Consider the following 14,111-nt stretch of genomic DNA (forward strand, 5'->3'; position numbering starts at 1 on the left):
GTAAATATATTCATCATGGTGCCCGGTGAGGCAAGCCGTATTTACTGAGATGGTACGAATTCATAAAGCTCGGTGTATGACCTCAGGAGGGAGAAGAGGCGATCCTTGCCTATCTCAATCCTCTGGCTCTTTCCCGGTTCATCTGGCACAAGGAGATCAATGGTGCTGCGTTCACCCGGGAATCTTTCACCAAGTTTCTTGACTATGGTCTCAATGCCGGCATCCTTCAGTGAAGACCTCTTTATCCCAAATCTGTCAAGAACGGAATTTAGAGTATCACGCTGGTTCTTCACCGATATTCCGGACCTCTCGGCAAGGAAGAATTCAATCAGCATCCCTGTTGACATGTACTGGCCGTAGGTAACCTTGTTCCTGTGTATTTCACCAAGAACTGATCCGATGGTCTTCCCAAATTCCGTGGCGATGTTTCTCTTTCCCACCTGAGTGGACATCTGCTCTGCCCTTATTCGCATCCCCTTTCCTATGATCTTGCAGACGCCTTCGGATTCCCTGAAGGAACGAACATCCTCGGCAGTCATTATCATGCTTATTATGGAGTGATCTGCCACCACGCCGTATCTGGCCATTTCCACAAATCCGTCCCTGATCTCGTCACTGGTCTGTGATCTTACATAATGGGAATCAACGATGATTTCTGATGGCGTAGACCTGCTGCATATGACATCCTCGTGATTTGAGAAATTGATGCCTGCAAGGCCGGAAACAGAATTGCCTATCTGTGCAAGCAGTGTTGTGGGAACGGGGATGTAATCCATGCCTCCCCTGTAGGTTGATACAACAAATCCTGCAAGGTCTAGGACTTCGCCGCAGCCAAGAGCTATGACAAGGGAATCGCTGGAAACGTTCCTGTCTATGAGCACCTTTACTATCTTCTGGTAATTGCGCACATTTTTGAGGTTATCCCCCTCGTTGAGAGTGATCTTGGTCAGATCTCCCCTTATGGAATCCAGGTCAGGAATATAATGGGAGAATTTTTCCATGGCGGAGCTTCCTGATATGAATACAACACTGTCGTACTTTCCGGCAGTATCTAGGATGTGATCTGTGGTGCCGTTCCCAAGCACCACCGGAACATCTCTCCCATTGATGGGCAATGTTATTCTTTCAGGAGTGGATGTAATTCAAGTCACCAGTATTGAATGTATTTACCTGAATATAAAGCATTCCCATGAATCCTCCGGGATATCCAATGGAATAATTATTAAGTCAGAAAAAAGCTACTGTTTTGTGGATACGGGAGAAAGCATAGCCTCACGCCAGATAGAAGTGCTGATGGATCAGTGCAGGAATCTTGACGAATCGTCCAACACCACCCATATGGAATACTGGGTTAAGGTTCCTGAGGACCGGCTCGATGGCTTCAACTATTCCATGATCAAGGGAAAGAAATCCCATTTCATTTCATGCATAAACGGCGAGGTCCTTCCAACGGATTTCAGAAGGACCCGTAACGGTTTCTGGAGCGACGGGAAAGGCCATATCTCGGAGTTCCGGGTTTTCATGGACTGCATTTCAGCTGCTGACTTGCTGAGGAAATATGTCAGAGGACTGGGGTATATTTACCGTGAATACGAGAGCATGGAACGCCTGGATTATGTGCTTGCAGACAGGGGGCTGCTTTCCATTTGGTACCGTGCTGATGGGCTCCATTCCATTGAAGTAAAGCTGAAAGTGGATCACAGAAATGCTTGGCCAGCCGTGGATGAAGATAGGGATATGCATATTTCAGGGAATGAGAAGCAATTTTCAGTAATCAGCACCAGCGGCACAACCTTTTTCAGCGTTAAGTCGGATGGCAGTGTTTCCTGCAATTTAACTGACGGTTATCTCATCATAGTTGTTAAGAATTTTACTCTGCTGCACCTCACCATATCATCTGATGATGTGCCGGAAGGCGGGAACGATCTTGATCAGACTGTCAGTTATCATCTGGGAATTAAGGATTCACTCATGATTGAAACTGGCAATAAAAAATTGGATAAGGTATTTCTCTGGACAAAGCATGATCTGCTGGAGTTCTATACCGAAACAGGTGTAGGATCAGGATGGTTTGCAGGTTTTCCCGTATTTTCATGGTTCTTTGGACGGGATGGATTGTGGATGGGGCTGGCAGCGAACATGTGCGGGCTTGGTGAAATTACGAGAAAGCACATGCAGACACTGCTGAATCATTCCAGGAACGGCCAGATTCCCCACGAGATTGCCCTCAATTCTGGGAATCAGGAATATGAGGTTTCCAGAACCAGCACGGACACCCGTTTCATGTCAATTGACAGCAACCTGCTGTGGATCCTATGTAACCGATCGCTGAATCACTGGGGCTATGGTCCATTTCCAGATTCAGTTGAAGATAAGGTGCTTGGTTTCTCCATGTCCTGTGACAAAGATGGAGATATGCTCATTGAGAATGATTTCAAAAAGAGTCTCATAGGATGGCCGGAGACATGGGCATCGCAGAGGGATGGAAAGTGCGTTGATATCAATGCGCTCTGGATTGCCGTGCTTGAATCACTTGGCAGCAGGTTAAATGGCGGGTACTTTCAGACAGCCATTGACAGATATCTGGAGGAGTTCTTCGAAGGACCGGAATTCACAGATTCCATAGATTCTACTTCAGCACACGCGGTTAAAAGCGCAATGCTGCTGGTGCCTGCAATGTTCCTTGATGACAGGAGGGTGAAGGACCAATTTTCAAAACTGCTTGGGAGCGACATGATAACGCCATGGGGAGTGCGATCCATGTCTGCTGAAGATAAGAAGTATGATGGTGGATACCACACCGGCATCGTATGGCCATTAATGACAGGATGGTTTTCAATTGCTGCTTACAGGCAGGGATTCTTTGACCAGGGATATGACCAGATCAAGACTTTCATTGAAAACGCATTTCATTCAGCAGATCCGGGAAGAATAAACGAAGCATATTCATCAGACCAGCCCACGCCAACAGGCCAGTTTGCGCAGGGATGGTCCTCATCCATGTTCATCATGTCTTTGCTGGGAGGAATGGCGGGAATGCCTGTCTGGGGTGATAGCACTAAAGACATCAAATCCGTGTTTCATCCTCATCTGCCAGAGGAAATGAAAGAAATTACACTGAGGCATTTTAACTGGTACGGGGAAAAATTTACAGTGGTCTTGAGCAACCAGAAGATAACCATAGAAAGGGAGGGATAATTTTCCACTCCATGTTTATCTCAAAGCTCGGATACTTCTCAAGGTAGCGGTGTTTAATTTCTCTGTTATTTTTTATCAAGATGATGTTTCATTAAACTGTGCTTTAAGCTTATGCCCAGGATGCTTGATAAGAAGTCGCTTGAGCTGTGTCCGGCAAGGATAAGAAGATAACGGTGTAAACAAGATCATCCTGGATCTGAATTCTCTTTTATTCAGGTGGCAATACTTGGCAGGCTTATTTGCCTGTGATTCCGGAGTGTAGCTTGAATTGACTGATTTATAGTCAGACTCTCTAAATTCCAGAGGTCCAAGCAAGAAGCTATTCTACGTATATTATTGCTTATGCGGGCGTACTGGCTCAATTCTGGTCGTCGAGGCCGGATTGAGAAAGCGGCTCAGTTTGAGAGTATGAGTAAATCACAAGATCTGGGTAAACCACAGTAATGAATTAATTTCTCCGAAGATATCTGGCACAAAAATGAACGAAATCGAGACACTGCAATTGGAAACAGATTTGAAAATATAGTTATAGGCAATAACCAGCAAAAACTGGCACACTGTCTGGTATAATTACATATATCGTTAAATGTTGAGATACGAGATGATGGAGATCAAGAAAAATGATGTGAAATTCTCAATCAAACATAACCTGTGGGAGACTGAGGGATATCTTCAAATTCCTTGAAACGAGTCACGGAAAAATTAAGTCGAGTTCCTATAGAAAGCAACTCTGGGCTTTTAAGTACTATATGTTCACCCTTTTCCGTTCTGCCAAAAACGTAGTAAATATCCCCAAAACTCTCAGATGAATCAACGATGATCGAATAAGGCCCTGACCCTACATTTGCCCATTCCGGTCTGAAACCCTTGCCATTAACAAAATTCATAGGGAAGTCTCCAACAAAGTCACCAACCCAGGCAGTAGCTGGGTCTTCGTAAAGTTCTTTATAGGGGGCTATCTGCTGAAACTGTCCCTGATTCAGAACAGCAACCCTGTCGCCAAGTGCCTCAGCTTCCTTCTGATCGTGTGTTACGAAGACAAAAGTTTGTTTTAGGTCCTGCTGTAGGCGCTTAAGTTCTGATCTAGCAGAGAATCTCACTCTGGCATCAAGATTGCTAAGGGGCTCATCGAGAAGGAACATCGCCGGGTCTCTGACCATTGCCCTAGCAAGTGCAACTCGCTGCTGCTGACCACCACTGATCTGATTGACCCTTTTGCCAAGAATCTCTGAGATGTTTAGCTTTTCAGCAACTTCCCTAACTTTCTGTGTTATGTTACCAGAATGGTGCATTTTCAGTGGGAATGCAATGTTATTGAACACGTTCATATTGGGATAGAGAGCGTAGTTCTGAAACACCATTGCAAGATTTCTCCTGTTGGGTGGCATTGCAGTAACATCCTTTCCGTCAATTAATACCTGGCCGCTGGTAGGTTGTTCAATGCCTACTATAAGTTTTAAAAGAGTCGATTTGCCAGTCCCTGACGGTCCTAAGATCACAAAAAATTCACCCTCTTCTACAAGCAGTGAGAGGTTCTTTATGACTGTAGTCTTCCCATAGGTCTTTGAGACATTCCTTAATTCGAGTTTTGCGGTCATTTTTTTTTCACATTCCTGTATATTTTTATATGGGTAATTAGCCGGTGACACCGGAAGTTAAGTAGTTTCCCTTTATGAATTTAGAAAGCACCAGAGTGATTACTATGACGGGTATGGTAACAAGGAGGGCGAAAGCGGATGCAAACAGGATATTGCCCCTGGCCGTGCTGTCGATATATATAAGTATAGGTAAAGTAGGATGTACCGGGGAGAGAATAACGGCGAACGTAAACTCATCCCAGGACATCATCCAGGAGAGCAGAAAAGCCGCAAAGATGCCTGGTTTCGCAAGGGGTAAAATCACTGTGTACAGACTCTGCATAAAACCCGCCCCATCAACTCTGGCCTGCAATTCCAGCTGTTTTGGCAGGGACTGGAGAGTACCAGTGATCATGAATATGGTCATAGGTAGGACAACAAGCTCCTGCGCCAGTGCAAGTCCCAGTGCGGAATCATAAAGTCCCAATTTCAGGAAACTCACACTTATTGGTATGGCAATGGTTAGAGACGGTATCATGGTGGAAAAGAATAAAACAGAGATTATAAGTGCACTCATTCTGTTTGACATCTTACTCAGACCGTAGGATGCATGGAATCCTAGAACAACAGCAAGAGCTCCAACAATCGTGGCAGTAATAAGACTCTTAATAAATGCTGCTTCCAGAATGCTGCTGTAACCCGAGAACGCACCTATTAAATTCGATAAAGTGAACTGCGATGGCAGCAGCGGAGGGTAATATGCAGCCACAGTCTGTGAAGGGACTGCAAACGCTATAATAATCAAAACATACATTGGTATGAGAGTTACTGTGGCGAAAATAATTGCGATAATGAAATAGAATTTCCTGTTTCTAGGATTGTTATATTCGCTTACCAATTCAGCTCACCTTTGCAGATCTGCTTCTGTAAAACATTACAAAAAACGCAAAAATAAGGACAAAAGCCAGGAGTATTGTTGCAGAAGCATAGGAAGGGTGAGGATTTACAATGTCAAACAGCGAATAGGTCATGGTTGTAAGCAATGGATGCGGAAACAGGCCATCCTGAGCAATAGCAAAGATATTGAATTCGCTGATCCCGCGTATCATGAGTGCGATGGCAATAAAAGGTGCAAGATTCGGCAAAGTAATACGGAAAAATCTCTGGAATGTACCAGCTCCGTCCACCATTGCCTGGCTGTATAAATCCGGAGGAATGGTTGTCATTCCTGCCAGTAAAATAAGAGAGACAATGGGCGTGTTTTTCCAGGAATCAGCAAGAACTGTTATCAAAAGCGATGTTCCAAAGCTCCCTGTCCAGTCAATTGCGTGTCCGCCAAGCAGTTTTAACATGGTATTGGCATAACCTCCGTAACTGGAGAAAATATCATGAAAAATGACAGCCGTAACAATTGTTGCGACTCCAAATGGCAAGAAAAGGATTGCAGAAAATGCTTCTCTTCCTTTGAAAGGCTTTGACAGCAGGCTTGCGACAACAAAACCAATGGAAAACTGGAGGCCCAAGGCCGATGCCGTTACTATAAAAGTATTAACAATTGGTGAAAGGCCGAATGTACCAATCACAAACTGGTAATTATAAATGGTGTTATGCGCCCTCAGGGTGGAAAAACTTCCATAGACTGATTGCAAAGCCGGGATAAATGCAAGGATCAAAACGTATAACACAGCCGGCAAGATCAATAGAAGCGCAATCCATTCATCATTCCTCAACTTCACCAAAGATTATCACCTAATAAAATAAAAAAAGTTTGGTATTTTTGTGGGGCTAAACCGATATGGGTGCGTAGTTTGCCGGATTATTGTATAAAGTTGCATTTGCCTGCCCATAGTTTTCTCTGATGTATGTATACATAGTGGAATGTACGGCGCTCAGTGCGGCGGTAATATTTGCTACTGTGTTGCCCTGATGATCGACAATCAATGGATTAAAGGCTTTTTCATCCAAGACGGTCTGCCATTCAGTTATCCATGGCGTTGGATTCCTGAGGAATATGCCTGTCTGTATGGCCTGTGATTCTGCAAGGAACACTGGAGATTCGGCAGCAGGAAGGTCAACATATGCAGCTAGGTTTATTGCTGGCCAGGACATTGCAATCATATATTCTCTCTGTGCCTGCGCTCCAAGCAGGAAAGTTATAAATGATTCCAATTGTGGGACATCCGTTGCGCCTTTCGGGATGTAGAGAACGTCTCCACCAAGCAAGTGGTTGCCGTTGACTGATCCGTTGGGTCCAGCATACACGCCCAACGTCTGGTTTGTCATCTTGTAACCAGTGGTTGTGTTCGTAAGCTGGTTGTATATGTATGGCCACTGATAGTCAAGTATTGAATAGTTGCCCACTGCAAGACCATGGTAACTGCCCCAGTAACCGGTTGTGTAACTTGGTGCGAAATAGTCTGAAAGGTTGTAAAGCATCTCAAAGGCATGGATGTCTCCTGTATCATTGGCATACAATGGGTTCCCACCATACTGCACCATCATCTGGTATAGCTCTGTTGCTGTGGAAGATCCTCCCCGTGGCGGATTAGTACTTCCACCCTGTATCATCAATGCATCTTTTCCCGTTTTTGACTTTATATTATGTAGGTCATTCAGTAGGGCAGTATAATTCGACGGTGGTGTTGAGATTCCAGCTTGTGAAAAAGCCGTCTTATTGTAAAACACCAGTGGTATGTTGGCCCTGAATGGGAAGAAATATACTCCACCAAATACCTGTTTCTCGTAGTTTATCATGCTCTTTGCAGCAGGTATGATTGTAGTAGGAAGCATATTTGATGATACATTAGTGAGATTCATCATAATATTCCCAGAACTGCTGTAAATTAGCTGTCCTATTTCCAGATTATCCTGTCCAACAACCACTGGTCCAACCTTCCCAGATTGTTCTAGGGCAAGAATGTCCTTTGATGTGTCACCGCTTCCAACGTTAACCAGTGTAACGGTGGTTCCAGGATGCTGGGCATCGAACTGTGGTATTAGTGTGTCATTAACAAAGTTCGCTTCAGAGGTGGCTAGGCTTTCGTAAAAAACTATGTGCACCGTTGAGGTTTTTGCTGTGGTAGAATGGAACGGTACATAACCGCCAGCAAATCCAAGTATAAAAACTACAACCAATGCAGCAATTATACCCCACGGCTTCTTCTTATATTCAATGTCATCTGCCATTTTGCTTCAAACCCCTATTTATATTATTTTACTTAAACATTTCTTTGACAATATAGTGTTCTGCTCAAAATGATACGCACATGTTCAGTTCTGTACCTAGAGATCATTCAAAGTTGTCTTTAAATCAACCAGGAAGTCTTATCCCAGATCCGTAGTTTATATTATCCCCGAAGATTTGGGTTATATGCAATTCAATTCCAGAGCAATTATCGGAAAGAACTGTTGTCAGATACTCTTGGAAAAAATCAAAATTTAGGCATTCTTTCAACGAACCATTTAATTCACAGTCGATCGATGAGGTGCGTCTCGCAGGCACAATACTTCGCAAAACCATTCACATAGCGCTGTTCACCGCTTTTATGGAGACTTTGATTGATACTCATGAAGAACATGCCGTCCCCTCACTGAGAATTTATTAATAACTGCCACGTATACTGATGGCAATCTCAAATGGCATTTCAAGGAGCAAGAAAATACAGAGATCTTGGCAGGAACGGTTACCTCAGAATTTCAAGCCATGGAATGATCGCCAGCAACAGAACCGCTGCCCTTGTGGGCCTGAACGGAACAATCGACTGGGCATGCCTTCCAAATTTTGATTCACCTCCAGTTTTTGATTCAATACTTGACAAGAACAAGGGTGGTTATTTTTCAATCAAGCCCCATGATACAGAGAATCTTGAGGTCATACAGTCATACAAGGAACTCACCAATGTCCTCATCACTGAATTCATCAGGGACGGCAAGATCATACTGCGCCTTACGGACTTCATTCCAACTTCTGACTATTCAACAATCAGCTTTCCGGAAATACACAGGATGGTTGAGACCACTTCCGAGGATGTGGAAGTTGATATTGCCTTCAAGGCCACCATAAATTACGGGAAACATACACCGGTCATAGAGCAGAGGAAGAACGGCTTCATATTCAGGTACAGGGACACAAAGGTTGGGATAGTCAGCGAGATCCCTCTTTCCCGTGATGGCGACAGGGTCATAGGTTCCCAGAAAATACCCAGGAGGACTTCAAGATGGCTTGTTGCGCTCTACGGCATTTCACATCTGGACGTTATATCTGACTACAAGTCTTACCAGAGGATGGAGGATACCATTGACTACTGGCAGAAATGGAGCAACTCCACCACATACAGGGGGCTCTACAACAACGATGTAAACAGATCTGCCCTGACCCTGAAAGGTCTCTTTTTTGAACCAACCGGCCTCATGGTGGCAGCACCCACCACCAGCCTTCCGGAGTGCATCGGAAGCGAGAGGAACTGGGATTACCGCTTTGCCTGGATAAGGGACACAGCCTATGTCATTGAGGCACTTTCACTCATAGGCTACAAGAGGGAGGCAACCAAGTTTCTCTATGATATGATGGATAAGATTGAGCATGATGGTCGAATCCGCACAATATACCCAATAAACAGCAGTTCAAGCCTGGAGGAGATGGAGCTTGATTACGAGGGCTACATGGGATCAAGGCCTGTCCGCGTTGGCAACAAGGCATCCGATCAGCTCCAGATAGATCAGATGGGATCCATTGTAAATGCAATCTGTGCACTGAGCGATGCTGGCGGCGTAATAAACTCATATCTCTGGAACTTTGTGGGCGAAACACTGGATCATCTCTCAAAATTATGGAAATCTCCCGATTCAAGCATCTGGGAATTCAGGACAGAACCAAGGCATTACGTATATTCCAAGGTTGTTTCGTGGTCTGCATTCAACAATGCCATCGCCATGGGCAAATACCAGGGCTTTTCAGGCCCATACAGGAAGTGGAGGGCCATTGCCGATGAGATAAAGGAGGACATTATTGCCAATGGCTTCAGCGAGGAGCAGAACAGCTTTGTGCAGTATTATGGAAGCAGTGAGACCGATGCCTCGCTGCTCCGTATGCCGCTCCTGGGCTTCCTTCCTGCTGATGATCCAAGGATCGTTGGCACCGTGGCAAAGATTGAGAAGGATCTCAGGGTCACTGATCACCTCTTTCGCAGGTACCGCGAGGATGACGGGCTCAAGGGAGAGGACAACGCCTTCCTCCTTCTCTCATTCTGGTACGTGAACGTCCTGATCCAGATGGACAGGATTGATGAGGCCAAGGTCGTGTTCGAATCCATACTTGACAGGGGAAACCACCTTGGTCTTTTTTCTGAGGAGATAGATTTCCAGACCGGGGATCAGCTGGGGAATTTCCCGCAGGCCATCACACACCTCGGCGTCATAAATGTTGCCCTGCACCTGAATGAGGCATTCAAGGCAAGAGCCTCATTTTCAAGGAAGCGCCAGGTAGTGAAATAGCGGTTTTCCACTCATTTTCTCATTTTGCACGGACACATAATCTGATTAATATACCTGTGTATCTAGAGTAAGGCATGCATGCCCCTCTCAGGATATTTTCAACGAAATCGTTCCAGGCAGGAAATGTCAGGTCTTTCATGAAGGAGTTTGAATCAGATGTGATTCATCTGCTCATCACGGACGGCATCATGTCGGATTTCAGGCATGAATTTACCCGTGATGAACTTGGCATCATAATGGTGCAGCGCATACTGACAATATTCCAGCTCCAGAAAATACTCATGGATTCAGATGATAAGCCGCATTACCTGGCGCTTGCTTCCGGTGTTGTCTCGTCATGGCCCGGGTCAATTGTGGCCAGCATCTATGACATAGTCCGGATAATGACGTACTACCATGGCTGCCCTGTTTACATGAACATAATCGGCGATCCGGGAATAATGTCAAGGTATCTGGGCAACAGGACCATTAATGGGGGGATGATCTGAAATGGGAAGGAGCGTTCCAACAGCTCGCCAGGTGATGGAGGATCTGGCAGGAGACCTGGAAAGGATGGCTTCCATAATGCCGCAGTCACAGGCAGCCATAATGCATGATCTTGTCATGATGGGGCGTAAGCATTCTGCGGAGATATCGTACTCCGGTGTGGATCCATATACGGGTTTTCTGATTTCCATCATCATTGATCTCTATTCAAGGATTATGGAGGATGGGCAGTGAATGCACGGAACAATCGTAAACGCCACCGGCTCCGATATCATAAGGGTCTGGTACCTGGATCATGGAAAGATAAGCTACAGGGAACACAGCAACAGGAGCTGGATATTCGTGTCCGGAGACATGTATGATCTGGCATTCCTTGCCAGGCAGCTTGATGAATCAGGCATATACGGATACAGCATGGACACCATGAGGGATGTGCATGGCAGGATTGAAGGCATCAGGATACCCGTATGGCCTTCCGGAATGAGGGATCTCAATGCTATAATAAACGGCATAGGCATGGAGAGGAAGTTCTCCATATACAACGGTGACATTGATCCGGTGCTGCGCTTCATGGCCGAGAGGAATCTGGGATTCTTCACTCTTGAAGACCCCATGGACCAGGACCCGGAGATTCCTGTTTCCACCATAGTGGGCAGGTCCATGCTTGGAGTGCCATATGATATTGAAATAAACGGCACGCATTTTCCCAGGATAGATTCGGACGCCATATACGAGGCTCACCGGGCAATAACCCAGGGCACAATAATTGTGTACAGTAACAGGGACGGCTTCTTCAGGAAGATCCTTCAGATGATTCTCCACCAGGGTTACGGGCTCCCCAGAGTGACCACATCCAGCGGCTCCACATTTGAATCCTACGGGCAGACCCACTACAGCAATCCGCGGGTTTCAATTGACGGGAAGATATGCATAGAATCTGATTCATTTGCATATTCCGAGACCGGGATTCATGGACTAATTGAGATATCCCGCACATCCGGCCTTCCCATCGTGACTGCATCAAGAGTCACCACCGGTACCGCTGTTTCATCAATGGAGGAAGCATATGCATTGAGGAGCGGTGTTCTGATCCCGGTCAGGAAGGATGATCATGAGGAGGCAAAAAGCGCCGGTACACTGCTGAACACAGACAGCGGCGGGCTGGTACTGCAGCCTGATCCTGGCATTTACACCGATGTGCATGAGATTGATTTCTCATCCATGTACCCCAGCATAATGGTCAGGTACAACCTCTCCCCGGAAACCCTCCAGAAGAATGGGGACATAAGGATTCATGGCACTCCCTATTCCGCATCGGGAACTGACCGGGGTTTCCTAGCATCCGCCCTTGAGGGTCTCCTGAAAAGGCGGCTGTTTTACAAATCGGTGAAGGCCGGATCAGGGCTTTACGGCATGAGGGATGCCGCCCTCAAATGGATGCTCTTGACATCATTCGGGTACACCGGATACAAGAACGCCAAGTTCGGGAAGATAGAGATACATGAATCAATAACAGCCATGGGGAGATGGGCGCTGGCCATGGCCATGAACATAGCACGGGCCAATGGTTTCACGCCAATACATGGAATAGTGGATTCACTCTGGATATCAGGCTCCGGCGATGTGAGGAAAGTGCTATGGGAGATTCAGGACAGGACAGGCATAGGCATAGTGGAGGATGGCCACTACAGATGGATTGTATTCATGCCGGCGAATTCCGGGCTTGGGGCGCTGAACAGATACATTGGCCTTCGAATGGACGGGACCGTAAAGGTCCGCGGGCTGTACGTCAGGAGGCGCGATGCCGCACCGGTATGCGTAAACTTCCAGTGGGAAGCCATAGAGATTCTCAGGAGCTGCATGGCTCCTGAAGATATATGGGCAAAACGCAGCGAGATCAGGGATCTTGAGGCACGTTATATGAAATCACTCAGGTACCTTCCTCTGGAGGATTTCCGGATACCGCTGCATGTCACAAGAAATCCTGAGGAATATGCAGTTCACAATATACAGGGAATGGCAATTAAGGAGGCCATGGGCAGGGGATACAGGATCATGCCCGGCAGCAGGGTTGGGGTTGTTGTTGTGGATCACCACCACGGCATTGTGGACCTGGATGGCACACATGATGGGATTGACCTGAAGTTCTACGAAAGGCAGCTATCCATGGCATTCAGGCAGATTGACTTTATTGTGAGGTCATGCTCACCCCGGAAGAAGCAGGCAGATCTCTTCAGTTTCTCCGTATGAGCGCCTCAACCTTCTCCTCCAGAACAGAAACGGGTATGTCGTTTATGCCTATGAGCTTGGCAACACCCTGCCTGTCTCCGCGTCCCACAACCCTGCCTTCCACGATGCCCAGGTTCTCAAGCCTCTTTACCGACCTGTATATTGCAGTGTTCTCCCTGATGGTAACCCCGAACTGTTCAGAGACAATCCTGACGTCCTCAAGAACGCACGACATGGAAGTGCTGGGATCATCCCGGAGACAGTGGCATATGGAGAGCAGGACAGCAAGGTCAAGGGGATCAAGTTCGCTGAGCTTGCTCTCCGTCACATACGGGTTGATCATGGACTGTGCTGCCCTGACATCCTCTATGGAAACTGATGTGCCGTCACGGTACTCGCAGATGTAAATGGACTTCTGGAGGAGCTCTATGGCCACCCTTGCGCTCCCGAATGGTTCTGCCACATGCCCTATGTGTCTGAGCATCTCCTCATTTATGGAACCGGGAACCATTGCTATCCTGGCCCTCTCCTCTATGATCCGCACCAGTTCATCCTCGGAGTACCTGTTGAAAAGAATGCTTGAGAACACGCCCAGGGACTTCCTGTCCCTCTCGGTCATGTAAATGGACGGATCCTCCATTGACACAAGGATTGTGGACACCGGGGTGGAGTATATCTCTCCTGCCCTGAGGAGATTGTATAGCCCGTCCCTTTCAAATTTTATGAGGTTTGTGGCTTCATCTATGACCAGGACAATCTTCCTGCCCTTCTTCTGAGACACCAGGTTGAATCCCCTGAAGATGTCTGAGTAGGACATATTCCTGGAACCCACAAGCTTGCCCATGTTGTAAAGGGCATCAATGAGCAGCATCTTCAGACTGGAGAACGAGAGGGCATTCTCATAAACAATTATGAAGCCTTTCTCCTCCCTGGCAAGGTACTTCATTGTGGAGGTTTTTCCCGTGCCGGAATCGCCGAACGCCACCAGGTTGTTGCTTATGCCGGCCCTGAGGGGCTCAAGCATGGTTTTCCTGATGGTCTCTATCTGCACATCTCTGAATCTGAGTTTCTGGGGGACATATGAAAAATCAAGTGCATCGGGATTCCTGACTATCAACAGGATGTAAA

Annotated in this window: 11 protein-coding genes; 5 read left to right on the plus strand and 6 right to left on the minus strand. The window is 46.5% G+C overall.

The genetic code is table 11. The features are described 5' to 3' along the window. Nucleotides 1-41: 41 nt before the first annotated feature. Complete coding sequence (locus RE469_06055; protein ID WMT43765.1) at nt 42-1,088, minus strand: hypothetical protein; 1,047 nt, start codon at nt 1,086-1,088, stop codon at nt 42-44. Nucleotides 1,089-1,248: 160 nt separating this feature from the next. Between RE469_06055 and RE469_06060 the strand changes: the two genes are divergently transcribed. After that, a complete protein-coding gene (locus RE469_06060) occupies nt 1,249-3,198 on the plus strand; it encodes an amylo-alpha-1,6-glucosidase (GenBank protein ID WMT43766.1) in 1,950 nt (649 codons plus the stop codon). Between the two features lie 638 nt (nt 3,199-3,836). Here the strand turns inward: RE469_06060 and RE469_06065 are convergent. The 4 genes from RE469_06065 to RE469_06080 are packed head-to-tail and all read right to left on the minus strand — an operon-like array spanning nt 3,837 to nt 7,961. Further along, nucleotides 3,837-4,796 (minus strand): ABC transporter ATP-binding protein, encoded by a 960-nt coding sequence (locus RE469_06065; protein WMT43767.1) that lies wholly within the window; start codon nt 4,794-4,796, stop codon nt 3,837-3,839. A 37-nt stretch (nt 4,797-4,833) separates the two neighbouring features. Then, nucleotides 4,834-5,673 (minus strand): carbohydrate ABC transporter permease, encoded by an 840-nt coding sequence (locus tag RE469_06070; protein ID WMT43768.1) that lies wholly within the window; start codon nt 5,671-5,673, stop codon nt 4,834-4,836. Nucleotide 5,674: 1 nt separating this feature from the next. Beyond that, entirely contained in the window at nt 5,675-6,511 is an 837-nt protein-coding gene (locus RE469_06075; protein ID WMT43769.1) for a sugar ABC transporter permease, read from the minus strand. Between the two features lie 49 nt (nt 6,512-6,560). Further along, the gene (locus tag RE469_06080; GenBank protein ID WMT43770.1) at nt 6,561-7,961 is read right to left on the minus strand and encodes an ABC transporter substrate-binding protein; all 1,401 of its coding nucleotides are present in this window, start codon (nt 7,959-7,961) and stop codon (nt 6,561-6,563) included. A 450-nt stretch (nt 7,962-8,411) separates the two neighbouring features. Here RE469_06080 and RE469_06085 point away from each other — a divergent pair, with 450 nt between their 5' ends. From RE469_06085 to RE469_06100, 4 genes are all read left to right on the plus strand, one after another. Further along, nucleotides 8,412-10,268 (plus strand): glycoside hydrolase family 15 protein, encoded by a 1,857-nt coding sequence (locus tag RE469_06085; protein WMT43771.1) that lies wholly within the window; start codon nt 8,412-8,414, stop codon nt 10,266-10,268. A gap of 74 nt (nt 10,269-10,342) precedes the next feature. Then, nucleotides 10,343-10,756 carry a hypothetical protein gene (locus RE469_06090; protein WMT43772.1) on the plus strand — a complete coding sequence of 138 codons (414 nt, stop codon included), beginning with the start codon at nt 10,343-10,345 and terminating at the stop codon, nt 10,754-10,756. Between the two features lies 1 nt (nt 10,757). Continuing rightward, the gene (locus RE469_06095) at nt 10,758-10,988 is read left to right on the plus strand and encodes a hypothetical protein (GenBank protein WMT43773.1); all 231 of its coding nucleotides are present in this window, start codon (nt 10,758-10,760) and stop codon (nt 10,986-10,988) included. After that, nucleotides 10,989-13,004, plus strand: a complete 2,016-nt coding sequence (locus tag RE469_06100; GenBank protein ID WMT43774.1) for a type B DNA-directed DNA polymerase — start codon at nt 10,989-10,991, stop codon at nt 13,002-13,004. Here RE469_06100 and RE469_06105 read toward each other — a convergent pair. Then, nucleotides 12,988-14,100: an orc1/cdc6 family replication initiation protein gene (locus tag RE469_06105; GenBank protein ID WMT43775.1), complete on the minus strand. Its 1,113-nt coding sequence runs from the start codon at nt 14,098-14,100 to the stop codon at nt 12,988-12,990. The two genes, RE469_06100 and RE469_06105, sit on opposite strands and share 17 nt — an antisense overlap. Between the last annotated feature and the right edge of the window lie 11 nt (nt 14,101-14,111).

Source organism: Cuniculiplasma divulgatum, assembly GCA_031200235.1.
Classification (GTDB): Archaea; Thermoplasmatota; Thermoplasmata; order Thermoplasmatales; family Thermoplasmataceae; genus UBA509.